This window comes from Luteimonas sp. gir (assembly GCF_037198055.1).
GTDB lineage: Bacteria > Pseudomonadota > Gammaproteobacteria > Xanthomonadales > Xanthomonadaceae > Luteimonas > Luteimonas citri_A.
This window is the reverse complement of record NZ_JBBAXQ010000005.1, coordinates 19,655-45,205: the sequence shown is the minus strand read 5'-3', so window position 1 is coordinate 45,205 and position 25,551 is coordinate 19,655. Positions and strand designations below refer to the sequence as shown.

Annotated in this window: 20 protein-coding genes; 9 read left to right on the top strand and 11 right to left on the bottom strand. The window is 68.8% G+C overall.

What is annotated here, in order from left to right:
* Window positions 1-25: 25 nt before the first annotated feature.
* Window positions 26-670, bottom strand: a complete 645-nt coding sequence (locus WAF18_RS08870) for an exopolysaccharide biosynthesis protein (RefSeq protein ID WP_183426766.1) — start codon at window positions 668-670, stop codon at window positions 26-28.
* Window positions 671-923: 253 nt separating this feature from the next.
* On the opposite strand from WAF18_RS08870, the gene WAF18_RS08865 reads away from it, so the two are divergent.
* On the top strand, window positions 924-3,017 hold the full coding sequence (locus tag WAF18_RS08865) for a carbon starvation CstA family protein (RefSeq protein WP_337244784.1): 2,094 nt from the start codon (window positions 924-926) through the stop codon (window positions 3,015-3,017).
* Between the two features lie 28 nt (window positions 3,018-3,045).
* On the top strand, window positions 3,046-3,270 hold the full coding sequence (locus tag WAF18_RS08860; protein ID WP_183426764.1) for a CstA-like transporter-associated (seleno)protein: 225 nt from the start codon (window positions 3,046-3,048) through the stop codon (window positions 3,268-3,270).
* A gap of 238 nt (window positions 3,271-3,508) precedes the next feature.
* On the opposite strand, the gene WAF18_RS08855 is transcribed toward WAF18_RS08860, so the two are convergent.
* The 3 genes from WAF18_RS08855 to WAF18_RS08845 all read right to left on the bottom strand — a co-directional run bounded on the left by WAF18_RS08855 (window position 3,509) and on the right by WAF18_RS08845 (window position 9,048).
* Window positions 3,509-4,768 carry a DUF819 family protein gene (locus WAF18_RS08855; protein WP_337244783.1) on the bottom strand — a complete coding sequence of 420 codons (1,260 nt, stop codon included), beginning with the start codon at window positions 4,766-4,768 and terminating at the stop codon, window positions 3,509-3,511.
* A 107-nt stretch (window positions 4,769-4,875) separates the two neighbouring features.
* Window positions 4,876-6,969, bottom strand: coding sequence for a S9 family peptidase (locus WAF18_RS08850; RefSeq protein ID WP_337244782.1), 2,094 nt, complete (start codon window positions 6,967-6,969; stop codon window positions 4,876-4,878).
* A 114-nt stretch (window positions 6,970-7,083) separates the two neighbouring features.
* A complete protein-coding gene (locus WAF18_RS08845; RefSeq protein WP_337244781.1) occupies window positions 7,084-9,048 on the bottom strand; it encodes a S9 family peptidase in 1,965 nt (654 codons plus the stop codon).
* A 147-nt stretch (window positions 9,049-9,195) separates the two neighbouring features.
* Here WAF18_RS08845 and WAF18_RS08840 point away from each other — a divergent pair, with 147 nt between their 5' ends.
* Entirely contained in the window at window positions 9,196-10,923 is a 1,728-nt protein-coding gene (locus tag WAF18_RS08840) for an oligopeptide:H+ symporter (RefSeq protein ID WP_337244780.1), read from the top strand.
* A 303-nt stretch (window positions 10,924-11,226) separates the two neighbouring features.
* The gene (locus tag WAF18_RS08835) at window positions 11,227-11,517 is read left to right on the top strand and encodes a DUF6522 family protein (RefSeq protein WP_337244779.1); all 291 of its coding nucleotides are present in this window, start codon (window positions 11,227-11,229) and stop codon (window positions 11,515-11,517) included.
* Between the two features lie 34 nt (window positions 11,518-11,551).
* Here WAF18_RS08835 and WAF18_RS08830 read toward each other — a convergent pair whose 3' ends face one another.
* On the bottom strand, window positions 11,552-13,219 hold the full coding sequence (locus WAF18_RS08830; protein WP_337244778.1) for a phosphoethanolamine--lipid A transferase: 1,668 nt from the start codon (window positions 13,217-13,219) through the stop codon (window positions 11,552-11,554).
* Window positions 13,220-13,295: 76 nt separating this feature from the next.
* On the opposite strand from WAF18_RS08830, the gene WAF18_RS08825 reads away from it, so the two are divergent.
* The 3 genes from WAF18_RS08825 to WAF18_RS08815 all read left to right on the top strand — a co-directional run bounded on the left by WAF18_RS08825 (window position 13,296) and on the right by WAF18_RS08815 (window position 15,761).
* Window positions 13,296-13,991: a response regulator transcription factor gene (locus tag WAF18_RS08825; RefSeq protein ID WP_183426758.1), complete on the top strand. Its 696-nt coding sequence runs from the start codon at window positions 13,296-13,298 to the stop codon at window positions 13,989-13,991.
* Window positions 13,992-14,016: 25 nt separating this feature from the next.
* Window positions 14,017-15,249 carry a HAMP domain-containing sensor histidine kinase gene (locus tag WAF18_RS08820; protein WP_337244777.1) on the top strand — a complete coding sequence of 411 codons (1,233 nt, stop codon included), beginning with the start codon at window positions 14,017-14,019 and terminating at the stop codon, window positions 15,247-15,249.
* A gap of 119 nt (window positions 15,250-15,368) precedes the next feature.
* A complete protein-coding gene (locus WAF18_RS08815; protein ID WP_337244776.1) occupies window positions 15,369-15,761 on the top strand; it encodes a diacylglycerol kinase in 393 nt (130 codons plus the stop codon).
* Between the two features lie 170 nt (window positions 15,762-15,931).
* Here WAF18_RS08815 and ssb read toward each other — a convergent pair whose 3' ends face one another.
* Window positions 15,932-16,453 (bottom strand): single-stranded DNA-binding protein, encoded by a 522-nt coding sequence (gene ssb / locus WAF18_RS08810; protein WP_337244775.1) that lies wholly within the window; start codon window positions 16,451-16,453, stop codon window positions 15,932-15,934.
* Window positions 16,454-16,631: 178 nt separating this feature from the next.
* Here ssb and WAF18_RS08805 point away from each other — a divergent pair, with 178 nt between their 5' ends.
* Window positions 16,632-17,630 carry a polyprenyl synthetase family protein gene (locus tag WAF18_RS08805; RefSeq protein WP_337244774.1) on the top strand — a complete coding sequence of 333 codons (999 nt, stop codon included), beginning with the start codon at window positions 16,632-16,634 and terminating at the stop codon, window positions 17,628-17,630.
* A gap of 47 nt (window positions 17,631-17,677) precedes the next feature.
* Here WAF18_RS08805 and WAF18_RS08800 read toward each other — a convergent pair whose 3' ends face one another.
* The 5 genes from WAF18_RS08800 to WAF18_RS08780 all read right to left on the bottom strand — a co-directional run bounded on the left by WAF18_RS08800 (window position 17,678) and on the right by WAF18_RS08780 (window position 24,438).
* Window positions 17,678-18,460 (bottom strand): dienelactone hydrolase family protein, encoded by a 783-nt coding sequence (locus WAF18_RS08800; RefSeq protein WP_337244773.1) that lies wholly within the window; start codon window positions 18,458-18,460, stop codon window positions 17,678-17,680.
* A 67-nt stretch (window positions 18,461-18,527) separates the two neighbouring features.
* Window positions 18,528-19,994, bottom strand: coding sequence for a UDP-N-acetylmuramoyl-L-alanine--D-glutamate ligase (gene murD, locus WAF18_RS08795; RefSeq protein ID WP_337244772.1), 1,467 nt, complete (start codon window positions 19,992-19,994; stop codon window positions 18,528-18,530).
* Window positions 19,975-21,348: a UDP-N-acetyl-alpha-D-muramoyl-L-alanyl-L-glutamate epimerase gene (gene murL, locus WAF18_RS08790; RefSeq protein WP_337244771.1), complete on the bottom strand. Its 1,374-nt coding sequence runs from the start codon at window positions 21,346-21,348 to the stop codon at window positions 19,975-19,977. Before murL ends, murD begins: the two co-directional genes overlap by 20 nt.
* Window positions 21,345-21,845 carry a hypothetical protein gene (locus WAF18_RS08785; protein WP_337244770.1) on the bottom strand — a complete coding sequence of 167 codons (501 nt, stop codon included), beginning with the start codon at window positions 21,843-21,845 and terminating at the stop codon, window positions 21,345-21,347. The genes murL and WAF18_RS08785 overlap by 4 nt, the downstream gene beginning before the upstream one ends.
* The gene (locus WAF18_RS08780) at window positions 21,835-24,438 is read right to left on the bottom strand and encodes a bifunctional aspartate kinase/diaminopimelate decarboxylase (protein WP_337244769.1); all 2,604 of its coding nucleotides are present in this window, start codon (window positions 24,436-24,438) and stop codon (window positions 21,835-21,837) included. Before WAF18_RS08780 ends, WAF18_RS08785 begins: the two co-directional genes overlap by 11 nt.
* Window positions 24,439-24,626: 188 nt before the next feature.
* Between WAF18_RS08780 and WAF18_RS08775 the strand changes: the two genes are divergently transcribed.
* Window positions 24,627-25,508 carry a PhzF family phenazine biosynthesis protein gene (locus tag WAF18_RS08775; protein WP_337244768.1) on the top strand — a complete coding sequence of 294 codons (882 nt, stop codon included), beginning with the start codon at window positions 24,627-24,629 and terminating at the stop codon, window positions 25,506-25,508.
* Window positions 25,509-25,551 lie beyond the last annotated feature (43 nt).

Here is a 25,551-nt window from a genome sequence, read left to right as displayed (position 1 = left end):
GCTGTCCAGGCCACTGGCCGACCGACTACGCCGGCCAGAAGCGCGTGACCGCCTCGCGGATCGCCAGTCCGCCACCGCCGATCAGCACTGCGAAATAGACGATCGTCAGCACATTGGCCAGGTGGCCCAGCAACACCATCGTGCCGTCGCGCTGCAGCAGGCCGATCGCCAGGCACATCAGTGCCACGCCCGGCACGGTGTTGCTGAAGGGAATGAAGCCGAACGGCGCCATCAGCAGCAGCGCCCCCAGGATCAGTGCCGCGTCGTTGAACAACCCGACACCACGGCCGTGGGTCAGGCCCGCCAGGCGGCCTGGCCGGGTGATGCGCTCGAGCCGGCGCACCCACTTCAGGCCGGTGTCGAGCGCACCGCGCATGCGGCCGGCCGGCACCGAACGGCGGCGCACCGCGGACGGCAGCCACAAGGGACGCCCCATCATCCGGGCCACGCCGATCAGCACGATGACCGCACCGAACACCGTGCTCACCCCCGGGATCGAGACCGGAATCAGGAACACCAGCGTCAGCAGGATCACCAGCAGCAACATGCCCTGCGCGCCGAGCTCGTCGACCAGCGGGCCGACCTGCACGTCGCCGTCGGGCAAGCCTGCGATCAGCGCCTGCAGTTGCTCGCGCAGCGAGGCCTCCGAGGCCTCCATCGGAGCGTTCATCGCCAAACGCGCGGTCGATGCGCGGCGGGCATGCGCAGGGCGGGCAGCGGCATCGTCGACACGGGGCAGGTCCGAAGGCGAAAGGGCGCGCCATCCTAGCAGGACGCCCGGGCCCGTCCCTGCCCCATTCACCTTGCCGCGCGCGGCGTCTAATACGAAAGTCGTAAGGCTTTGGGCCGCGATCGGCCTCGATGCGCATTGACCGCGCCGCCCCCCGGCGCGACCCTGTGCGCGGTCTTTCCGGGGAATCGCTATGAAGGGTGTCGTCAACCACGTCGTCTGGGGCGCGGTCGCGCTGCTGGGCGCCGCCTGTATGGGCGTCGTCGCCCTGCGTCAAGGCGAACAGATCAGCGCGCTGTGGATCGTGGTCGCAGCGGTGTCGATCTATCTGGTCGCCTATCGCTACTACAGCCTGTACATCGCCAAGAACGTGATGGGGCTCGACGTGCGGCGTGCCACGCCCGCGCACGTCAACAACGACGGTCTGGACTACGTGCCGACCAACAAGCACGTGCTGTTCGGGCACCACTTCGCCGCGATCGCCGGTGCCGGTCCGCTGGTCGGCCCGGTGTTGGCCGCGCAGATGGGCTACCTGCCCGGCATGCTGTGGCTGATCGTCGGTGTGGTGCTGGCCGGCGCGGTGCAGGACTTCATGGTCCTGTTCGTGTCCACCCGCCGCAACGGCCGCTCACTTGGCGATCTGGTCCGCGAGGAGATGGGCCAGGTCGCGGGCACGATCGCGCTGTTCGGCGCCTTCATGATCATGATCATCATCCTCGCGGTGCTGGCGATGATCGTCGTCAAGGCGCTGGCCGAGAGCCCCTGGGGCATGTTCACGGTGATCGCGACGATGCCCATCGCGATCTTCATGGGCCTGTACATGCGCTACATCCGCCCCGGCAAGATCGGCGAAATCTCGGTGGTCGGCATCGTGCTGCTGCTGGGCGCGATCTGGCTGGGCGGCAAGGTCGGCGCCCATCCGACCTGGGGCCCGGCGTTCACCTTCACCGGCACCCAGATCACCTGGATGCTGATCGGCTACGGCTTTGTCGCCGCGACACTGCCGGTGTGGCTGCTGCTGGCGCCGCGCGACTACCTGTCGACGTTCCTCAAGATCGGCGTGATCGTCGCGCTGGCGATCGGCATCGTCATCGCCAGCCCCGAGGTCACCTCGCTGAAGATGCCGGCGCTGACCGAGTTCGCGTCCACCGGCGACGGTCCGGTCTGGAAGGGCGGCCTGTTCCCGTTCCTGTTCATCACCATCGCCTGCGGCGCGGTGTCGGGCTTCCACGCGCTGATTTCTTCGGGCACCACACCCAAGCTGCTCGCCAACGAGACCCACGCCCGTTACATCGGCTACGGCGGTATGCTGATGGAATCGTTCGTGGCGATCATGGCGCTGGTCGCGGCCTCGATCCTCGATCCGGGCATCTACTTTGCGATGAACAGCCCCGCGGCGATCGTCGGCACCGACGTGCACAGCGCGGCGGCGGCGGTGAGCCAGATGGGCTTTGTCATCACCCCCGAGGCGCTGGAACTCAAGGCCCAGCAGATCGGCGAGCACACCATCATCTCGCGCGCCGGCGGCGCGCCGACGCTGGCGGTGGGCATTGCGGTGATCCTGCACGACGCTCTGCCCTTCACCGGCGAGGCGGCGATGGCGTTCTGGTACCACTTCGCGATCCTGTTCGAGGCGCTGTTCATCCTGACCGCGGTGGACGCGGGCACGCGCGCAGGCCGGTTCATGCTGCAGGACCTGCTCGGCAACTTCGTGCCGGTACTGCGCAAGACCGACAACTGGGGCGCCAATGCCCTGGGCACGGCGGGTTGCGTGGCGCTGTGGGGCTACTTCCTCTACCAAGGCGTGGTCGATCCGCTGGGCGGCATCAACACCTTGTGGCCGCTGTTCGGCATCGCCAACCAGATGCTGGCCGGCATCGCGCTGATGCTGTGCACGGTGGTGCTGTTCAAGATGAAGAAAGACCGCTACGCGTGGGTGACGGTGGTGCCGGCGGCGTGGTTGCTGATCTGCACCACGGCGGCGGGCCTGATCAAGCTGTTCGACCCCAAGCCGGCAGTCGGCTTCCTCGCCCAGGCCAGCCACTACAAGACCGCGCTGGCCAACGGCGAACTGCTGGGCGCGGCCAAGACCGCTGGCCAGATGCAGCAGGTGGTCGTCAACGCCTACGTCAACGCAGGCCTGACGGCACTGTTCTTGTTCGTGGTGTTCAGCACGCTGTTCTTCGCGATCCGCGCGATCGTACGTGCCCGCCGCGTGGCCACGCCGACCGCGCGCGAGACCCCGTACGTCGAGCTTTCGCCCGACCAGCAGAAGGCCTGGCTGTGATGCGGACCGTCGCCGGAGCGCTGGGCTGATGGCCGGCACCCTGGTCCCGGTCGACTACTTCGCCACACACAAACGTGTGTGGCGAAGAGTGGTGCAGACCGCGCGGCTATGCTGCGGCGTGCCCGACTACGACAACTACGTCCGCCACATGCTCGACAAGCATCCCGATCGCGAACCGATGGACTACAAGACCTTCTTTCGCGAACGCCAGGAAGCCCGCTTCGGCGGACGCAGCGGCTTTCGCTGCTGCTGACCCAACCTGCAAACCGGGGTCAGAGTGCAATTTCGTGAGCGAAATGCACGCTGACCCCGGTTTTGCTTTGTCTGCGGCGCTGGACGGTACATGCTGCGCGCTGCCCCCATTCCGGGCGACCGGCCGAACAGCCGGTGCCAGAACGCTGCGGTGAAAACCGGGGTCAGCGTGCAATTCCCGCGAGATGCACGCTGCCCCGGTTGTGAAAATCCACTCTGCCCCCGGTTATTGACCCCGGTTATTGGCCGGCCATGAGGCGCAGGATCTGGCCGACGAAGTAGGCGATCAGGGTGCCGGTGGCGTAGCCGACGGTGCCCAGCAGCACGCCGACCGGCGCGAGCGTGGGATGGAAGGCCGCGGCGATGACCGGCGCCGACGCGGCCGCGCCGACGTTGCCCATCGAGCCGACGCCGACGTAGAACATCGGCGCCTTGACCAGGCGCGCCGCGCCCCAGATCACCAGCACGTGGACCGCCATCCAGATCGCGCCGATCGCGATCAGTTCCAGGCGGTCGAACAGCTTCATGAAGTCCATCTGCATGCCGATGCAGGCGATCAGGAAATACAGGAACACGGTGCCCAGTCGCGAGGCACCGGCGCTCTCCAGGTTGCGCGCGCGTGTGAAGCTGAGACTCAGCCCCGCCGCGGTGGCGATCAGGATCACCCAGACGAAGGCCGAGTCGAGGCTGTACTGCGCAGCGTTCTCGACGTTGGCGCCGAACCAGGCCGCCAGCGGCGTGGCGATCGCATGCGCCGCGGCGACGATACCGAAGGCCATACCGACGATGACCATCAGGTCAGTGAGCGTGGGAATGCGGGCATTCGCGGCTTCGAAAGCGGCCATCTTGGCCTTCATCTCGTCGATGGCGCGCGTGTCGGCGCCCGAACGCGCGTCGATCTGCGTCGAACGGTTGGCCAGGAACAGCAACGTCGCCATCAGGGCGCTGGCCATCGCGACGTCGACCACCGCGAACTGGCCGAACAACGTGGCATCGACGCCGTACACCTCGCGCATCGCGACCATGTTCGCGCCACCGCCGATCCAACTGCCCGCCAGCGCCGCCATGCCTTTCCAGGTATCGCCGGCGACGGCCGGCGGGTGCACCCATTCCATGATCTGGAACGAGACGATCGCGCCGAGCACGATGCCGACCGTGCCGGCGACGAACACAAACAGCAGTTTGGGCCCGAGCTTGAGGATGCCTTTGAGGTCGATCGACAGCGTGAGCAGCACCAGGGCCGCAGGCAGCAGCACGCGGCTGGCGATCGGGTTGTAGAGGCTGTTGTGCTCGCCGTCGATCAGCCCGACGGTGTTGTAGAACGCCGGCACGAAATAGCACAGCAGCAGCGCCGGCACCCAGGTGAAGAATTTCTTCCAGAACGGCGTCGGGCCGCTGGCTAGCCAGAAGATCAGGCCCAGGGTCGCGGCGATCAGGCCGAACAGGACGATGTCGCTGGTGATCAGCGCGGAGGAAGGTGCAGCGGATTCGATCGCCATGCGGTCGGACCTTCAAAAGACGGAGTCGGAAGACACGCTCGCGCCCGGCAGCGTGCCGGGCGCGAGGCGACGCAGGCCCCGCCGGTGACGACGAGGCGGCGCGACGCTTACTGGCCGATGTGCTGCTTGAGCCAGGCGTTGACGGTGTCGTGCCACAGCACGCTGTTGTGCGGCTGCAGCACCCAGTGGTTCTCGTCGGGGAAGTACAGCAGCTTCGACTCGATGCCCTTGCGCTGCAGCGCGGTGAACGTCGACAGGCCCTGGTCCACCGGCACGCGGTAGTCCTTCTCGCCCTGCACCACCAGCATCGGCACCTTCCAGTTGGCGACGTGATTGACCGGGTTGAAGCGCTCGTAGTTCTTCGGCTGGTCGAACGGCGTGCCCTGGTTCTCCCATTCGGTGAACCACAGTTCCTCGGTCACATAGCCCATCGAGCGCGTGTCGAACACGCCATCGTGATTGACCAGGCACTTCCACGGCGATTGCCCGCTGCGGTCGAACCAGTTGCCGGCGATCCAGTTGATCATGTAGCCGCCGTAGCTGGCGCCCAGCGCGCAGGCGCGGTCGCCGTCGAGGAAGGCGTACTTCTGCTGCGCCGCCGCCCAGCCTTTCTGCAGATCCTCGAGCGGCTTGCCGCCCCAGTCGCCGCTGATCGCGTCGGTGAATGCTTGGCCGTAGCCGGTGGAGCCGTGGAAGTCGATCATCACCACCGCATAGCCCTGTCCGGCATACGTCTGCGGGTTCCAGCGGTAGCTCCAGCCATTGCCGAAGCTGCCCTGCGGACCGCCGTGGATCAGGAACGCGACCGGATAGGTCTGGCCTTCCTGGTAGTTCCACGGCTTGACCACATAGCCATAGACGGTCTCGTTGCCTGCGCCCTTGAACGAGAACTGCTCGTAGTCGCCGAAGGCGACATCGGGCAGGCGCTCGGCGGCGGTCGGGGTGATCTGGCGCAGTTGCGTATCGGCGCCCAGCGACTGCAGCGAGCCGGTGTAGAGGGTATCGCCACTGCGGATCGAATTACGGCTCAGCGCGATGGTGTCGCCCGCAATCGCGAACGCGGAGATCGAACCATCGGCGATGAGCTTGGTGACCTCGCCGGTGGCGACATCGACGCGGAACAGCGGGTATTCGCCGGTGTCCTGCGCGGCGACGTACAGCGTGCGGCCATCGGCCGACGGCTGCAGGCTGCTCGGCGAGCGGTCCCACTGCGGCGCGATCTCACGCGCTTGGCCGCTGGCGACATCCATCGCCATCAGCGCGTAGCGGTCGGCCTCGAAGCCCGGCCGCTTCATCGCGCGGTAGAACAGCGTGCGGCCATCGGCGCTGAACACCGGGCCGGCATCCCAGGCCGGGTTCGACGCGGTCAGGTTGACCGGCGCGGCATCGCCGGTGGCGTCGATGCGGTAGAGATCGAAGTTCGTCGACCACGGCGCCTCACGACCCGCGACCTTGACGCTGGCCACGACCGAGCGGCCGTCCGGGGCCCAGGTGTAATCCTCCGCGCCGCCGAAGGGCTTGGACGGGATATCGCCTTGCAGTGCATGACCCAGCGCACGCACGGTGGCGACCGGGCGCGCACCTGCGGCCGGCAGATCGGCGACGAACAGGCGGCTCATAGTGCCGTCCTTCCAGGTGTCCCAGTGGCGCACGAACAGTTGGTCGTAGACCACGCCGCTGGCCTTGGCGTCCTTCTGCTCGCCGAGCTTGCGCTGGGTGCACGCCAGATCGGCCGCGCAATCACCGAAGGTGTCGGCGCTGAAGGCCACGCGACGGCCATCGGGCGACACCTGGAAGCTGCCGATGTCGACTGCGACGTCGGTCAACTGGCGCGGGGCGCCGCCGCCCAGCGGCATCGCGTAGACCTGTGAGCTACCGTGCTTGCTGCTGAGGAAGTAGACCGTCTGACCATCGGCCGACAACGCAGGCGAGTTGACGTTCCAGCCATCGGGCGTGATCCGCTTCGGCGGCGCCAGATCACGGGTCACCAGGTTGCGCGCGTAAAGCGCCGTGGTCGCCTTGCCCGAATCGAAATCCAGCGTGCGCTGGGCAAAGACCAGCTGGCGGCCATCGGCGGTCAGCAACGGCGAGGACACCCGGTCGAGCTTGACCAGATCACGGACGTCGAGCCCGCGCTCCTGGGCGGCAGCCGGCAATACGGCGAGCAGGCACAACGACAGCAGGGCGGGACGCAATGGCATGGGACGGGCTCCGGGCAAAGAGTCCGCATGGTAGGCCGGTGCCGCCGGGCTGGCAAAGCGCCCGATGGCGCCCCGCCTGCGCGGGGCGTCGCATGACCGGGCACCGGCCCGCATTCATTCCTTCGCGGTGGCGCCGCCCAGGTGGGTGGACAGGAACGCGAGCAACCGGGTGTAGAACGCGCGCTTGTTCTCCGGCTTGTAGAAGCCGTGTCCCTCGTTGGCGACGTACAAGGTCTCGACCGGCACATCGGCCGCCCGCAGCGCACGCTCCATCCGGCGCGTGTGTTCGACCGGCGCAACCTCGTCCTGGCCGCCGGCCACCAGCAGCACCGGCACGCGGATCTGCGTCGCCAGACGTGTGGGCGAACGCGCCGCCAGTTGCGCGGTATCGTCACCGACCCACTCGTCGGTCCAGGTGCTCGCCCAGGCGGCCGACCGTCGGTTCTCGGTCCGCATCAGCGGCAGATCGTAGACGCCGACGTAGCCCACCGCACAGCGATACAACTCCGGCTCGCGCGCCACGCCCATCAGCGACGCATAGCCGCCATAGCTGCCGCCGTAGAGGCAGACACGCTCGGCATCGGCAATGCCCTGCGCGATCGCCCAGCGGGTCGCATCGGTCAGATCGTCCTGCATCGTCGTGCCCCAGCCGCGCGCACCGGCCTGGCGGAAGCTGCGACCGTAATTGCCCGAGCCGCGGTAATTGATCTGCAGCACCGCATACCCGGCCTGCGCCAGCACCTGCACGTCAGGATCGAACGCCCAGTCGTCGAAGATGCCGAACGGCCCACCATGCGGCAGCACCACCAGCGGCAACGGGTCGTTGTCATGCCCCGACGGACGGGTGAGGTAGCCGTGCAGCACCAGGCCGTCGCGGGCCGGCAACGAGACTGCGCGCATCGGTGCCATCTGCGTCGTGTCGACGCCTGCACGCCGCGCGAGTGCGAAATCCGCATGTTTGTTGACCGCGTCGTAGGTATAAAAAGTGCCCGGGTCGACATCGCTGGTCGCCAACAACAGCTTGGTCGAGGCATCACGGGTGGCCGAAGCGATCCGCACGACTTGGCCCGGGAACGCCTGTTCGAACATGCGCCCGAGCCGCGCATCGGCCGAGGTATCGTCGAAGAATACCTGTCGCGGCGTCGCGCCCAGGAACCGCGCGCCGACCGGCGTCTGGGTGCCGGGTCGATAGATGACCTCGGGATCCACGACGGCATCGCGCAGCACCTCGCGTCGTGTGTCCGAGGCAATGTCCCACGCGACGATCGCGTCGGGGCCAGTGGGCTGGGAGACGCGCAGGTAGGCGATGCGATCATCTTCGGAGAAGCCGATCGGAGACTCCTGGCGCCCGCTCTGGCGCTCGTCGTTGATCAGCCGCCAGTCCTCACCGCGGCGGGCGCGGTAATAGAGCTGGCTGAGGTTGTCGGACCGCGCGCCGACCGCGAAGCGCACCTCTCCTGCATGGTCGGTCGTGAACGTCGCGCGCCCGACCGGCACCGTCGCCTCGGTGGTACGCCGGCCGGTGTAGACGTCCAGCCGATCGACGCGGGTCAGTGGATCGCGAGTGAAGGGTGTCACCGACACCAGGATGTTGCGCGCGTCGCCGGCCAGCAGATCGATCGGCCAGGCCTGGACTAGCTCGGCCTTTCCGCCGGCCGGGATCCGCGTGCCGGTCGGCGTGCCGCGCACGCGCCAGCCCACGAGCAACTGCGCACGCGAGCCGTCGGCGTTCATCGCATACAGCTCGCCGGTCGGATTAGGATAATCGCGCGCGCCGAAGCGCTCGGCCAACGCGAAGACCAGGCGATCGTCCTTGGCCCACCAGAAGTCGGCGATGTGGGTGTTGCGCGGCAACCGGTAGCTGCCGACGATGCTGCGATCGGTCCAGCGGATCACGCCGATCGCGGTGGTGTCCCCGTGCGGCATCGTTGCCGCGAAGTATTCGCCGGTCGGCGAGATCTTGATGTCGCGGAAACCGTCGTCCTCGACGAACGGCGCCAGATCGACCTGCGCATACGCGCCCGCGCACGCGATCGCCAAGACGAGCGCGAGCATCCACTGCAGTCCATTGCGGACCATTCCATTGACTCCTTTTGATAAGCGGTCGCCGCAAGAGGGCCGGCCGGTGACGCGCTCCCCGCGCGTGTCGCTTAGTCTAGCGCGCGGCAGGCGCCCGCGGATGCCGCCTATACTCGCGGCTTCCGCCATTTCCATGACGACGCGCCCATGGCCGCAGCCTCCATTACCGCCCGGAGCGGCACCGACGACTTCCTCGGCCATCCCAAGGGCGTCTTCGTCTGCTTCTTCACCGAGATGTGGGAGCGCTTCTCCTTCTACGGCATGAAGGCGCTGTTGCTGCTGTACATCCTCAAGTACCACCTGTTCGGCGACGACGCCGGCTTCGACCTGCTCGGCGCCTACGGCGGCCTGGTCTATGCCATGCCGGTGCTCGGCGGCCTGCTCGCCGACCGCTACCTGGGCATGCGCAAGGCGGTGGTGCTGGGCGGCGTGCTGCTGGTGCTCGGCCACCTGGGCATGGCCTTCGAAGGCGAGCAGGCGCGCATCGTCGACGGTACGGTCGTACGCGACGAAACCGCACTGCAGGTGTTCTACCTGTCGCTGGCGTTGATCATCATGGGTGTGGGGTTTCTGAAGCCGAACATCTCGACGATCGTCGGCAAGCTCTACGCCCCCGAGGACCCGCGCCGCGATTCGGGCTTCACGCTGTTCTATGCCGGCATCAACGTCGGCGCCTTGTTCGCCAGCCTGGTCTGCGCGTTCCTCGGCGAGACCTACGGCTGGAAGTACGGCTTCGGCGCCGCGGGCATCGGCATGGTCGCCGGCTTGGTCGTGTTCCTGTGGGGCCAGAAGTATCTGGGCGGTCACGCCGAGCCCAACGACCCGGCGAAGCTGACCGAGAAGCTCGGACCGCTGAGTCGCGAATGGTGGATCTACGCCGGCAGCTTCGGCGGCGCGCTGGTGGTGTGGCAGCTGATCCAGCGCACGTGGACGGTGCACGGCGCGATGCATCTGATCGCCGCCGCGCTGGTGATCTGGTTCGTCTGGTTCCTGATCCGGCACTGCAGCCGGGTCGAGCGCGAGCAGATGCTCGCGCTCGTGTTGCTGATTTTCGGCGTGCTGATCTTCTTCACGCTCTACGAGCAGACCTACGGCTCGTGGGTCACGTTCACCGACCGGATGCTGACCAAGGATCTGTTCGGGCTGACCCCGGGCGGCTATACGCCGGGCGTACCGTGGGCGATCTTCGCGCTGGGCGCGAGCCCGCTACTGATGGTGCTCGCACTGCGTGCCAGCGACCGCGGCCGCACCGGCACCGCGCGCGCGGCGGCGATCGCGATGGTCGTGGCGCTCGCGATCGCGCTGGTGCACGACGTCGTGCTGGTGCCGCAGACGGCCGGCTCGCTGACCTTCCTTGGCGCGTTCTTCATCGTCGTGCTCGCCCCGGTGTTCTCCTGGCTGTGGCCCTGGCTCGACCGCCGCGGGCTCAACCCCGGCAAGCCGACGAAGATGGCGATCGGCCTGGTGTTCGCGGGGCTGGCGTTCGTGCCGCTGCTGCTGGCTGCGCAGGCCGCGGGCAACGGCGTGCTGGCCAGTGTGTGGTGGCTGGTGCTGGCGTACTTCCTGCTGGAGATCGGCGAGATGTGCCTGTCGCCGATCGGTCTGTCGGCGGTCACCCAGCTGTCGGTCGCACGCGTGGTCGGCCTGATGATGGGCGCGTTCTGGCTGGCGACCGCGTACTCGGAGGTGCTGGCCGCGCAGTTCGGCAAGCTGACCGCACTCGAGGTCGCCGAGGGCGAGGCGATCGACATGGCCGTGGCCGCGGCCAAGTACGGCGAACTGTTCCAGATCATGCTGTGGATCGGCGTCGGCTCGGGCGTGGCCTACTTCGTGCTCGCGCCACTGGTGCGGCGCTGGATGCACGGCGTGCGCTGACAGGCGCTGCCCGCCCCCCTCGCGGCACCGGCTGCCCGCGCGCGCGTCGTGTCGCCACACGCCCGCATCTCCGCCTGGGCGCCCTGGTCTGATCCAGATCAAGGCGCGGCACTCGCGGGCGGGCGAGGATGCCTCGTGAGCGAGGAGGCTTCCCATGCACGGCTATCAGGATCTCGCAGGCGATGACATGCCTGCGCCCCAGTTCGACGACGACAGCTCGCGTGGCGCGCTGATCGAGCGCTTCGCGCAGACCGCCAGCGACTTCGGCGCCCTGGACGCGGAGTCGCTGGCCGGCCTCGCGCTGTGAGCGAGGCATTCACGATCGCCGCGCCGCGCAGGCGGCAGCCGGCACTCGAGGTCGATGGCGCGCTGGTTGCCGCCCGGCTGGGCCTGGCCGGCGAGGCATTCCGCCAGTTGATGGCCGACGGCAAGGTCAGCGTGCTGTGCGAGCGCGGCATCGGCGAGGATAGCGGCCGGTATCGCGCAACGTTCTACTACGCCGGCCGCCGCGCGCGGCTGCTGCTCGACGAGACGGGATGCGTCCTCGAGGCCACCGGCGACGCGATCGCGCGGCCCGGCCCAGCCGCCTCCTGACCCACGCGTCCCCTGCCCCGCTCGCTACGACCCGTCAGCCGGCGGGTCGTGCCGACGGCGTACGGCAGCCAGCGAATAGATCCAGGTCGCGCTCGTACACGCCGGTGCGCACATCGAACAGCCCGAGCATGGCGTGATAGAAGTTGTCGTGGCTGTAGGTGCGGCTGGCGGCATGGCTGCGCAGGCAAGCGAGGTCGAGCCCGGCGTGCTGCGAGAACGCAGGCGAGAACCACATCATCATCGGCACTTTCTTCTGCTCGTCGGGGGCGATCATGTACGGGGTGCCGTGCAGATACATACCGCGCTCGCCCAGCGATTCGCCGTGATCGGACAGGTAGATCATCGCGACATCGCGCTGATCGGCGTAGCGCTGCAACAGATCGATGGTGTTGGCGAGCATCTGGTCGGTGTAGACCAGCGTGTTGTCGTAGGTGTTGGTCAGCGCCTCGCTGCTGCACTTCTGGATCTGGTTGCTGTCGCAGGTGGGCGTGAACGCGCGCGCCTTTGCCGGATAGCGCTCGAAGTACGTCGGACCGTGGCTGCCCAGTTGGTGCAGCACGATCAGTGCGTCGCCATGCATCGCATCGATCCGCGTATCGAGCTGGTGCAGCAAGACTTCGTCGTAGCAGGTGCCGTCCTTGTTGACGCAGTGCTCGGCGATCTGCATTTTGGGCATGTCTTCGTTGGCCACGCGCACGCAGACGCCCTTGCAGCCGCCGTTGTTGTTGTTGCGCCAGAGAATCTCGACCCCGGTGCGCTGCAGCACGTCGAGCAGGTTTTCTTCCGTCGCTGCCCGCACCTCGTCGTACTGCGGGCGCGTCATGCGCGAGAACATGCACGGCAACGAGATCGCGGTAGCGGTGCCACAGGACCACACGTCCGAGAAACTGATGATGTCCGAGCGCTTGGACAAGGCCGGATTGGTCGGACGCGGATAGCCGTTGAGCTGGAAATTCTGCGCCCGCGCGGTTTCACCCACGACCGCGATCACCAGTTTCGGCCGCGCACCTGCAACAGGCGCCGGCCGGGTGGCGTCCTCGGCGACCGTGCGCAGCGGCTGCGAGGTCGCGCTGTACCTGCGCTTGAGATACCCATTGGTATTGCGCACGAAGTTGAACGGCAAGAACTGGTCGCGAATATGGCCGTTATTGCGCAACAACGACGCATAGTCCTTGTAGAACGCCATCGTCACCGCGATCAGCACGACCGATGTCACCAGCACATTGCCCAGCCACCAGAGCAGCGTGCGCATCGGCGTGCCGACCGGCTTGGTCTGCAGGAAAATCGTGACCATAGCCGGCAATATCCCGAGCCCGAGAATGGTGAGCAGCAGCGGGAGTGAGAAATACGAGGCCATTTCGGCCTGATTGGTCTCGAAGAAGTTCTGCACCATGCTGCGGTCGATCAGCACGTTATAATGCAGCATGAAGTAACTGCAGCCGGCGCTGATCACCACCAGGGAGGCCAACAAGGGTTTACGGACGTACGGCAGGGCCACGACCGGTGTCAGCAGCAGGTTGATGATGCAGAACAGGAACACCGGCAGACTGAGGAAGAATGACAGGCTGCGCAGGCCGTCGATCTCGACCTCCAGCCACAAGGTCCGCCACAGCACGACATTGCCGATGGTGGCGAAGAACAACGCTGCCACCCAGGTCAGCTGAACGGGATTGAGCCGCAGGGGCGTCGAGGGCGGTGACATGCGCGAGGTCCAGCCGTAAAAAGGTGCGCGCAGTCTTGAGACCCCATCGTCAGGAAGTTGTTAGAGCACACGCCCCATGACCCGACTGCTCATCATCGAGGACAACCCCGAGCTGGTGGCCAACCTGTACGGCTTCTTCGAGCCGTTGGGCTACGTCATCGACGACGCCCGCGATGGCGCCACGGGCCTGCACATGGCCACCCAGAACGATTACGACGCCATCCTGCTGGATCTGATGCTGCCGCGGCTCGACGGCATGACGCTGTGCCGCAGGCTGCGCGAAGAGTTCCAGAACCCGGTACCGGTGCTGATGCTGACCGCCCGTGACCCGGTCGACGACCGTGTGCAGGGCTTCGCACTGGGCGCGGACGATTACCTGGTCAAGCCGTTCTCGCTCAAGGAACTCGATGCACGCATCAAGGCGCTGGTGCGCCGCGCGCAGGGCCGGCAGGTGCAAGGCACGCTGCGCTGGGAAGACCTGCAGGTGGACACCCGCGCCCCACAGGCCTGGCGGCAGTCCCAGGCGATCGCGCTGACCCCCAGCACCCACAAGTTGCTGCTGTGCTTGATGCGCGCCGCCCCTGCCGTGGTCCGCAAGCAGGAAATGGAGTACCTGCTCTGGGGCGACGATCCGCCCGACAGCGGCGCCTTGCGGACCCATATCCACGAGCTGCGGCAGCAGATCGACAAGAGCTTCGAGCCGGCGTTGATCGAGACCGTGCACGGCGTGGGCTGGCGCCTGCTTGCGCCTGCGGCCAAGATGCCGGACTGATCGAGGACGGCCCGACGTGATGGTCATGCGTACCGCGCTCCGCCAGATGACGCTCAAGACCCGCATCACGGTGTCGTTCGTGCTGGCGATGGTCGCGGCGATGACGCTCGTGGTGCTGGCCGAGCAGCTCGATTACGACGAACTGCGGGAGAATGTGATCTCCCACAGCCTGACCCGCACGGCGCACCGGCTGGAGGCCGACCTTGCGCAAGGTGTCGCCTCCACGCTTCCCGAAGACACCCGGCTCTACGACGCTCGGACCGTACCCGAGACACTGCACTGGTATCCGCCCGGCTACCACGGCGCCGAAAGGCCGGGCGGCTGGCACCTGCTGGTCTTCGAGCGCGACGGTGAGCGCTACTACCTGCAGCAAGCCGATGCGCACTTCGCGTATCTCGAACTTGCGATCAACATCTACGCGCTGCTGATCATCCTGCTGTGCATCCTGTGCGCCTTCTGGATCGGACGCGCGACCGCGACCCGGGTCATCGCGCCGATCACGCGCCTGGCCGAAGCGGTGGAGCGCAAGCACAAGCCCTTTCCGTTCCAGGAGGCGCGCGACGAGATCGGCATCCTCGCCCGCGCATTCGCCCAGCACAGTGATGAAGCGGAGCAGTTCCTGCAACGCGAACGCTGCTTCGTCGGCGATGCCAGCCACGAACTGCGGACGCCGCTGGCCATCATCGCGGGCGCCGCGGAAACGATCGCCCACCAGTTGCCTGCCGACAGCCGCTTGGTCGCAAGTGCCGAACGCATCGTGCGCACCACCCAGGAGATGCAGCGTCAGCTGGCCTGCATGCTGTTGCTCTCGCGCGATCCGCAGAGCCTGACCCGCAGCGACGTCGCGCTGCGGCCGCTGATCGAGGAATGCATGGCGCGCTGCCGGCCGTGGCTGGCGGGCAAGCCGGTGGCCCTGGTCCTGGACGCGCCGCAGGACATCCATCTGCACACGAACCCGGAACTCGCCTGCAGCGTGATCTGGAACCTGCTGCGCAACGCCTGCCAGTACACCGACGAGGGCGAGGTGCGCATCGCCCTGCACGACGCGACCCTGGTGATTGCCGACACCGGTCCCGGCCTGCCGCCCAGCATCGACCCGCAGCAGTTCCAGCGCTTCCAGCCGAGCGCACGGCAGAGCGGCGAAGGCCTGGGCCTGTCGATCGTGCAGCGCATCGTCGAGCACCTGGACTGGCGGATGACGGTCGACAGTTCGGAGGACGGGTGCCGGTTCACGCTCGACATGCGGGCCGATGCCTGACCGGACGGCCTGTCCCTGCGCAGCGGCCCGGACGATACCCCAGACGGCGACGCGGCTGACGAACATCTGACGGCGCCTGCGCCACGCTGGTCCTGATCCAACGTTGCAGGACATTGCAGATGCCATCGCCAGGCCCCGCCGAGACCGGCAAGTACCCACACGGCAAGACCGGCCTGAGCCGGATCGCGCACACCCTGCTCTACTCGCGCGACGGCTTTCTCGCTGCCTTCCGCAGCGAGGCGGCGTTCCGCCAGTTGCTGGGCCTGCATGGCACGCTCGTCGTCGTGGCCTGCCTGCTGGACGTGGGACCGCTCGCACGTGCACTGATGCTGGCGGTGTGCTTCATCAGCCTGCTGACCGAGCTGCTCAACTCCGCGATCGAGGCGGTGGTCGATCGCATCTCGCTCGAGCGCCACCCGCTGTCCAAGCGCGCCAAGGACATGGGCAGCGCCGCCCAGACCATTGCGCTGCTGATGGTCGGCACGGTCTGGGCCTCGATCCTGCTGGGCTAGGCAGGGCGTAAGCGCCGCAGTCCCGCACGCCGGATTACGACCCCGACGGTGAGCGCTGACGCCCTGCGCAACCGTCGGGCGATCATGGCGCCACGCCCCCCTGTCCCAAACAAAAACCCCAGCGTGCACGGGCGCGCTGGGGTTCGTTGCCGACGCGATGTCGCCCGCGATCAGAACGGGATGTCGTCGTCGGAGAAGTCGTCCATCGGGGCCGGACGCTGCTGCGGGGGGGGCTGGCGCTGCGCCGGGGCGCTGCGCTGCGGCGGACCGTCGTTGCCCGGGCCGCGCTGCGGACGGCTGCCGCGGTCGTAACCACCACCGCCACCACCGCCACCGCCACCGCCACCGCCGCCCTCGCCGCGACCGCCGAGCATCTGCATCTCGTTGGCGACGATGTCGGTCGAGTACTTCTCCACGCCGTCCTGGCCGGTGTACTTGTCGTAGCGGATCTCGCCTTCGACATAGACCTGGCTGCCCTTGCGCAGGTACTCGCCGGCGATCTCGCCGAGCTTGCCGAAGAACACCACGCGGTGCCATTCGGTGCGCTCCTGCTTGTTGCCGTCGCGGTCGTTGCGCACGCTGGTCGTGGCCAGGCTGATACGGGTCACGGCCATGCCGCCCTGGGTGTACTTGGTGTCGGGATCGTTGCCGAGATTGCCGACCAGGATCACTTTGTTGATGCCACGGGCCATGAGGAGTCCTTGGAATTGCGCCGGCGCGGGTGTCCGGGAATGAAGAGGGGGCGCGGACAGTGAATTATACCGGTCGCCGGGGCGGGATCCGGCAACCCCCTGGCGTGGGGCCGGGAAAGCGCCCCCGCCGCCGTCGGGGCTCTCCTATAATTCCGGGTCTGCCCGTCCCGGATCCCGCATGAACAACGCCGCCGCCCCGGCCGCCAGGCTCGACCTGCCGGCGATCCAGTCGCTCGCCGCCGCGGACATGGCCCAGGTCGATGCGCTGATCCGGCGCCGGCTGGCCTCGGACGTACTGCTGATCAACCAGGTGGCCGAGCACATCGTCTCGGCGGGCGGCAAGCGGCTGCGGCCGATGCTGGTGATGCTGGCCGGCCAGGCCACCGGGCAGGTGCGCGCCGACCACCACCAGCTTGCGGCGATCGTCGAGTTCATCCATACCTCGACCCTGCTCCACGACGATGTCGTCGACGAATCCGACCTGCGCCGCGGCCGCAGCACGGCCAACGCAATCTGGGGCAACGCCGCCAGCGTGCTGGTCGGCGACTTCCTGTACTCGCGCAGCTTCCAGCTGATGGTCGAGCTCGACAGCATGGCGGTCATGCGCCTGCTCGCCGACACCACCAACCGCATCGCCGAAGGCGAGGTGCTGCAGCTGCTGCACGTGCGCAACCCCGACACCGATGAGGCTGCGTATCTGCGCGTGATCGAGCGCAAGACCGCGGTGCTGTTCGCCGCCGGCACCCGCCTGGGCGCGATGGCGTCCAGCGCCGATGCGGCCACCCAGCAGGCGCTCTACGACTACGGCATGCAGCTGGGCTACGCGTTCCAGATCGCCGACGACGTGCTCGACTACTCGGGCGACGCCACGGCGCTGGGCAAGAACCTCGGCGACGATCTTGCCGAAGGCAAGGCGACACTGCCGCTGATCCACGCGATGGCCCAAGCCACGCCCGAGCGCCGCGCGCGGCTGCGCACGATCGTCGAGCAGGGCGACACCACGGCCCTGCCCGAGGTGCTTGCCGCGATCGCCGACGCCGGCAGCCTCGCCTACAGCCGCGCACGCGCGGTCGAGTACGCCGACGCCGCCGAACGCGCGCTCGACGGCCTGCCGGACAACGACGCTGTGGCCGCGCTGCGCGGCCTGGCCCGGTACGCGGTCGAACGCGGGTACTAAAAGCCGCGCTTTCGGGGCGCGTGCGCGACGCCCGCCGCAGGCCCGCCTCAGCGGGTCGGCGGGGCCAGCACCTCCGCGAAGAAATCGCCCATCTGCCGCCAGGCGCGCGCCGCCGCGCGCGGCTCGTACACGCAGCCCGGCGGGCTCACGGCATCGGCCTCGGCGAAGCAATGCACCGCGCCACTGTAGTTGACGAACTGCCAGTCGGCGCCGGCCGCGTCCATCTCGCGCTCGAAGCCGGCAATGTCCTCGGCGCTCACGCTGCGGTCGGCCGCGCCGTTGAGCACCAGCACCGGCGCCTTCACCGCGTCGGTCGCGGCCGGCAGCGGCGTCGACAGGCCGCCGTGCAGGCTGACGACGCCGGCGAGCGCCTCGCCGGCGCGGGCAAGTTCGAGCACCGTGGTGCCGCCGAAGCAGAAACCGAACGCGGCGATCCGATCTGCATCGACCAGGGGCTGCGCCTTGAGCACCTCGACCGCCTTGCGCGCGCGTGCGCGCAGGGTCGGCCGGTCGTCGCGCAGCGCCTTGGCGACCGGGCCAGCCTCGGCATCGGTCGTGGGCCGCACGTGCTTGCCGTAGACGTCGGCGACCAGCACGACGTAGCGGTCGCCGGCCGCCTGCCGCGCCTTCTCGACCGCCGAGTCGTTGACCCCCTTCCAGTTGGGCACCATCACCAGCCCCGGCCGCGGGCCCGAGACGGCATCGTCGTAGACCAGCACGCCGGCGAAGGTCTCGCCGTCGAGTGTCCACTCGACCGGATCGGCCTTTGGCGCGGCGAACGCGGATGTGGCACAGACCAGCGACAACACGAGCAGGGACAGGTGCTTCATCGGACGGCTCCGGGCGACGGGGACCGGTCCAGCCTACTCCGCCCGGCGCACGTCCGGGCGTGCAAGTTCAGGCAATACCCAGGCCCGGAATCGCGGTGATCGCATCAGGGTCGAAGCCCCCGAGTTCGGCGAAATGGCGGCCGCGCGCGGTGTAGTCGCGATAGGCGCCGAAGCTCGGCGCGCCGGGCGAGAGCAGCAGCACGCCCTCGCCGCCGAGCGCCGCGCGCGCCTGCGCCACCGCCGCGGCCAGGTCACCCGCCTGCGCCAGCGCGAAACCGCGCGCACGCGCGACCGGTGCCAGCAAGGCGTGGATCCGCGGGCCATTGGCGCCCATGGTCACGATCGCGTGCGGCGCATGTGCTTGCATCGCATCGGCGAAGGCCTGCCAGTCCAGGCCGCGGTCGTGGCCGCCGACCAGCAGCGCGACCCGGCGGCCGGCAAACACGTCGAGCGCCGCCAGCGTCGCGTGCGGGGTGGTGCTGATCGAATCGTTGACCCAGGTCACGCCGTCGCGGGTGCCCAGCGTCTGCAACCGGTGCGGCAGCGGCACAAACCCGGCGGCCGCGGCAGCCAGCGGCGCAGCGTCGATGCCGAGCGCCTCGATCGCGGTCAGCACCGCACACAGGTTGCCGCGGTTGTGGCGCCCGGGCAGCGGCAGGCCGGCGGTGTCGAGCACACTGGCATCACCGCGATACAGCACGTCGCCGCGCAGGTGCCAGCCATCGGCGCGCCCGAACCAGCGCACCTCGCTGTCTGGCAGCGTCAGCGCGGCCAGACGCGGATCGGCGGCGTTGAGCACCGCGATCCGTGGCCGGGCCTGGGTCACCAGCGCGAGCTTGTCCTCGACATAGCGCTGCTCGCTGCCGTGCCAGTCCAAGTGTTCGGGAAAAATATTGGTGACCACCGCCACGTCCGGCCGCACGCCGCTCGCGGCGACATCGCCGGTCTGGTAGCTCGACAGCTCGATCGCCCAGGCATCGGCCTGCGCACCCTGCAGTTCCAGCAACGGCAAGCCGATGTTGCCGGCAAGCGCGGTGCGTCGGCCGGCGCTGCGCAGCAGGTGGGCGAGCAGCGCCGTCGTGGTGCTCTTGCCCTTGGTGCCGGTGACGCAGATCGTGCCAGCCGCGATCTCGCCCGGTGCGGCGCGCTGCGCGAACCACAGCGCGGTGCCGCCGATGAACCGCGTGCCCTGCGCCGCCGCGGCCACAGCCTCGGGCCGGTACGGGCTGATGCCCGGCGACTTGATCACCACGGCAAAGCGCGCCAGGCGTTCGGCGCTCGCCTCGGTCTCGACCAACAGCGCCGGATCGCCCAACCCGCGCACCGCGTCGGCCTCGGCGGGCGTGCAGAACACCGTCAGCGGCAGCGCCGCCGTCGACGCCCGGCGCTCGCCGGACGCCGGCTCGGACACGCCGGGGCCCGCGACCCGCGCGGCGCGCAGCGCGGCATACGCGGCCCGTCCTTCGCGCCCCCAGCCCCACAGCGCGATACGGCCGCCTTGGGCGGCGAGCGCGTCAAGCGGCGAGATGCGCACGCAGGCGTTCCCACAATGCGGCGGGCACGCGATGCTCCTCGTCGACTACCAGCATCGGCGCGATGTCGAGTTCGCCGGCGTCGAGCCGCGGCGCGATCTCGCGCGCAAAGCGGGCGACCACCGCATCCTCGCGCCATTCCGGGCGCTGCGCCAGCGCGGCCATCGCCGCACGCGATTCGCGGCCCTCGCCGACGCATTCGAACGGCTTGTGGTCGCGATACTCCAGCAGGGCATCGAAGCCGGGCACCTGGGCCGGATCGTCGAGCAGGTTGCGGCCGAAGATCGCCACCAGCCTCGGCTTGGGCATGAACGGGGCCAGCGCGAGAAACACGAAATGGCATTTGGGACAGATGCCGCACCAGCGGTTGACCGGCCGCTCGCCGAGCAGATGGAAGTTGCGGTTACAGCTGGAGAAGTGCGCGTCGTAGCGGTCGGTCCTGGCGAACTGGCGCGCGACCGCCAGCTCCGACAGCGGCCGCAGCAGCGAGTAGTAGTGCAGGTCGGCGGCGACGTGCCGCTGCACGTGCTCACCGAACGCGCGCTCGAACGCCCAGCCCTTCGACCACTGGTGGTTGACCTCGTTGGTCGTGCTGCCATCGGCGGCCTGGATCAGGCTGCCGTAGCTGGCCGAGCGTTCGTTGGAGAACACCACCTGGTCGACACCGTGCAGCACCGCGGCCAGCACCAGGATCGCCGAATTGATCGCGGTGACCGGGATGTGGCCGTTGAGTGCGCCCTGGCGGTTGTACTCGAACAACTGCGGCGCCAGTTGGCGGCCGATGTTGAGCGTCGGCAGACCGGTGCGCTCGGCGCAGACCCGGATCAGCTGCGAGCCGCCGATCCACGCCACGGTCTGCGCGACGTCCAGCGCGCGCAGCGCCTCGATCGATACCAGCGAATCCTTGCCGCCGCCGATCGCGACCAGCGCATGGGCGCGCAGGTCCAGCGCCGGTGCGGAAGCCTCGTCCGTGGCGGCGTCGGCCGGGAAGCGGATCTTGCCGTGCAGGTCGAGCCCGTTGCGGTAGGCGAATTCGCCCAGCCCATGCACGTACGCGTCCTCGAGCAGGGCCGCGGTGGCGGCATCGATCGTATAGCCGTCGATGCGGATCTGCGGCGGCACGGCGGCCTTGTAGTAGCTCACGCCGGCGAGCAGGTGCAGCAGGCGCAGCGCGCGGGTCGCGGCCTGCGCGCGCACGCCCTCGAGCGCGAACGGAGCGCCGGGCACGGTCACAGTCTCGACCAGCTCCGGGCCATCGTCGAAGGCATAGCGCAAGCGCGCCACGCCGGTCGCGGCGTCGAGGTCGCAGTCGACGAAGCGGAAACTGCGGATGGCGGATCTATCGAACGTGGTCATCGACTGGAAGGTTCCGGGCCACTGCGGCGCAGCAGGCGCCGGGCAGCGAAGTATTCGAAAAAGAGGGCCGGCACGCCGCCGAACACAGCGCCGATACCGGCGGCGATCACGGCGATTTCGACATCGATATCGCGGTACATCACGAGCCGCATGGCCAGCAGCAACAGCGGATACAACACGAACGCAAGCAGCACGGTGAAGAAGGCAGTCCAGAGGGCGCCCGCCCGACCGTAGCCGAGCGTGTTCGGCAACCACCGCCAACGCGGAACTCCGGCCGCAGCCAACGCCGCCGCAGCAGCGGCGAACACTGCAAACACGGCAAACCCTGCCACACCAAACTTGTCGACACCGAACATCCACAACGCGCTGCCCGCGAGCAGGCAGGCGATCAATGCCGAGACCAGCACATACTCCAGGACCGGGGGCATGCCCGGCCCCGGCGCAGCGACGTGCCGCCCGCCATCATCGACAGCCGGGCAACGGTCGTCATGCGTCACCGTCCGCCTCCAGCACCGCTTCAGCCGGCAGGCCGCGCAGGTTGTAGTCGTTAGCCATGACGAAACCGTAGGCGCCGGCGTCGGCGAGCAGCACGGTGTCGCCCTCGGCGGTCGCCGCCGGCAGCAGACGCCGGGTGCCGAAGACGTCGCTCGATTCGCAGATCGGACCGACGACATCGCAGACGACTTGGCGCTCGTCGTCGAGCCTGGACAGGTTGTGGATGCCATGCCAGGCGTCGTACATCGCCGGCCGCATCAGGCTGTGCATGCCCGCATCGAGTCCCACGCGACGCGTGCCGAGCTTGTCGACGACCTGGGTCACCGTTGCCAGCAACACGCCGGACTCGGCAACCAGGAATCGACCGGGCTCGATCGCCAGGCGATAGCGTGGGTACTCGGCCTTGATGCTGGCCAGGCCCACGCCCCAGGCCGCAAGGTCGAACGGGGCGTCGTCGGGGCGGTAGGGTATCGGCAAGCCGCCACCGATATCGATGGTCTCGACCGTGCCCACCGCGTCGGCGAACGCTGCCAACTCGGCGTAGACCTCGCGCCAGTGGGCAACGGTCTCGATGCCGCTGCCCAGATGGGCGTGGAGCCCGGTAATGCGCACGTCGAGATCGGTGGCCGCGTGCACGAAGGCATCGAAGGCCGGCAGCGCCAGCCCGAACTTCGAGGCCGCGCCGCCGGTGACGACCTTGGCGTGGTGGCCATCACCGCGCCCCAGATCGAGCCGCAGCCACAGATCGCGACCGCGGAACACGTCCGGCCAGCGCTGCAGCGCCTCGACGTTGTCGAGGGTCACGGTGACGCCGAGCGCGAAGGCCGCGGCGTACTCGTCGCGCGGCGCGAAGCTTGGCGTGAACAGCACACGCGCCGGGTCGAGCTCGGGCAACGTCGCGAACACATGCTCGAGCTCGCCGCGCGACACGCATTCCAGGCCGAACCCGGCCTCGACCAGCGTGCGCAGCACTGCCGGATGCGAGTTGGCCTTGATCGCGTAGAACCGTCGGTCGACCGCGGCGACGCCCGCCAGCGCCTGCGCCCGTTCGCGCACCGTCGGCAGGTGGTAGATGTAGCGCGGCGCCCCGGGCGTTGCCAGCGCGAGCAGACGCGCACGCGCGTGCTGCCACCACGGCGTCGGGCGTTCGCGGCGGCCGTGCGCGATCTCGCGCCAGCTCGGGCCGAACACCGCGCTGTCGTGGACCGGCATCGCGCCGCTGCCGATCAGCTCGGCATGCAGCACCGGCAGCAGGCCGTCGGCATCGGCCTCATCGATGACGAAGGTCAGGTTGAGGTCGTTGGACGACTGCGAGATCAGGTGCACGCGCTCACGCCCCATCGTCGCCCAGACATCGGAGAGCTTGTGCAGCAGCGAGCGCATGCCGCGCCCGACCAGGGTGATCGCCGCGCAGGGCGCGATGACCTTGACGCGGCACACCTCGGCCAGATCGTCGCTCAACCGCGCCAGCACATCGGTGCTGACCAGGTTCTCGCTCGGATCGAGCGACACGGTGACGTTGGTCTCCGACGAGCCGATCAGATCGACCGACAGGCCGTGACGCTTGAAGCGCTCGAACACGTCGGCCAGAAAGCCGACCTGCTGCCACATGCCGATGCCTTCCATTGACACCAGCACGATGCCGTTGCGCCGGCTGATCGCCTTGACCCCGGGTACCGGCTCGGCGCTGCCGTCAATCGCGGTGCCCGGCAGATCCGGACGCTCGGTGTCGAGGATCGCCATCGGCACGCCGCCGTCGCGGCAGGGCTTGATCGAGCGCGGGTGCAGCACCTTGGCGCCGGTGGTCGCGATCTCCTGCGCCTCGGCGTAGTCGAGCCGCGCGAGCAGGCGCGCATCGGGCACGTCGCGCGGGTTGGCGCTGAACATGCCCGGCACGTCGGTCCAGATTTCCACGCGGCGCGCGCCCAGCAACGCCCCGAAGTACGCCGCCGAGGTATCCGAGCCGCCGCGGCCCAGGATCGCGGTGCCGCCGTCGCCATGCCGCGCGATGAACCCCTGGGTCAGCAGCATCCGCGTCGGCTGCGCGGCGAAGCGCCCGCGCCAGTCGCCGTCGGGCTCGCGCCGGCAGTTCACCGACAGCCGCGAGGCCCAGCCGCTTTGGTTGGGCAGCGCCACCGCGTCGAGCCAGTCGCGCGCATCGCACCAGCCGAAATCCAGCCCCTGCGCGGCCAGATACGCCGCGCCGATGGTCGAGGACAGCAGTTCGCCCTGCCCCAGCACCTCGGCCTGCCAGTCCAGCGGCCGCTCGGACGCACGCGCATCGCGCACCAGGGCCTGGAGCGCGGCGAGGCGGACGCCGAGCACGGCGTCGGCATCGAGCCCGAGCTCGGCGACGAACGTGCGATGGCGCTCGACCAGCGCATCGACAGTCCCGTCCGCCGCGTTGCCATCGGCGATCGCGGTCAGTTCGTTGGTCACCCCCGACAGCGCCGACACCACGACCAGCACGCGTGCGTCGTGCTCCTGCGCCCGGCGTTTCGCCAGCCGGCCGATGGTGTCCCAGCGGTGGCGGCGCGACACCGAAGTGCCGCCGAACTTGAGCACGATCCAGCGATCGTCGAAAGGTGAGGACATCGGAGGTGGGGTCTCGGACGAAGGGGGAAGACAGCACCGCGCGGGCGCTGCAGTGGACGCGTCGCCGACGCAAAGGCCATGCGCGGCGGAACGCCGATTCTAGGCGCCGGCGGAGGCGGAGGGAATCGAACCGCCCGATTTCGGGCACGGGTTGGGTAAGCTGTCGCGCCGCATGACGCCCCCTGCGCATGACTTCCCGACGTTTCGTCCAGGTGGACGTGTTTGCCGACCGGCCCGGTGCCGGCAATCCGCTGGCGGTGGTGCTCGATGCCGAGGGGCTGACCGACGATGCGATGCAGGCCATCGCCCGCTGGACCCGGCTGCCCGAGACCACATTCGTCTTCCCAGCCTCGAGCGAGGCGGCCAGCTACCGCATCCGCATGTTCTCGCCCCGCCGCGAAGTGCCGTTCGCCGGACATCCGAGCGTCGGCACCGCGCACGTCGTGCTCGACGCCGGCCTGGCGCATCCGCGCGACGGCGTGCTGGTGCAGGAGGGCATCGCCGGATGCCTGCCGCTGGCGGTGGTCGGCGAGGGCGCGGCCCGGACAATCGCCGTGCGCACGCCGCGCGCACGCATCGTCGAAGTCGCGAGCAGCGAGGACCCGCGGCTGCGTACCGCCTTGGCGTCGCTGCCGCCGGGCGCGCTACCGCCGGCACTGATGGACGGCGGGCGACGCTGGTGGCTGGCCGAAGTTGCCGACGAGTCGTCGCTGCGCGCGGCGACCCCGCAGTGGGATGCGATCGCCGCCTTGGCCGAGGCCACCGGCAGCATGGGTGTGTGCGCCTTCGCGCGCAGCGCAGGCGGCAGCGATTACGACCTGGCGGTGCGCGCGTTCGTCGGCGCCACCGCATGCTTCGAGGACGCTGCCTCGGGCGCGGCCAACGCGACGCTGGCCGCCTGGCTCGCGGCGCGCGACGCGCTGCCCGGGCAAGACGGTGGCTACCGTGTCAGCCAGGGCCGGGAAGTCGGCCACGATGCGATGCTCGAACTGCGTGTCGACGCCGATGGCGAGGTCTGGTCGGGCGGCCGGGTTCAAAGCGTGGTGCGCGGCATGATCGACTGGCGCTGAGCCAAGCATCGGCCTGCTGGCATCAACGCCGACAGGCCCCTGC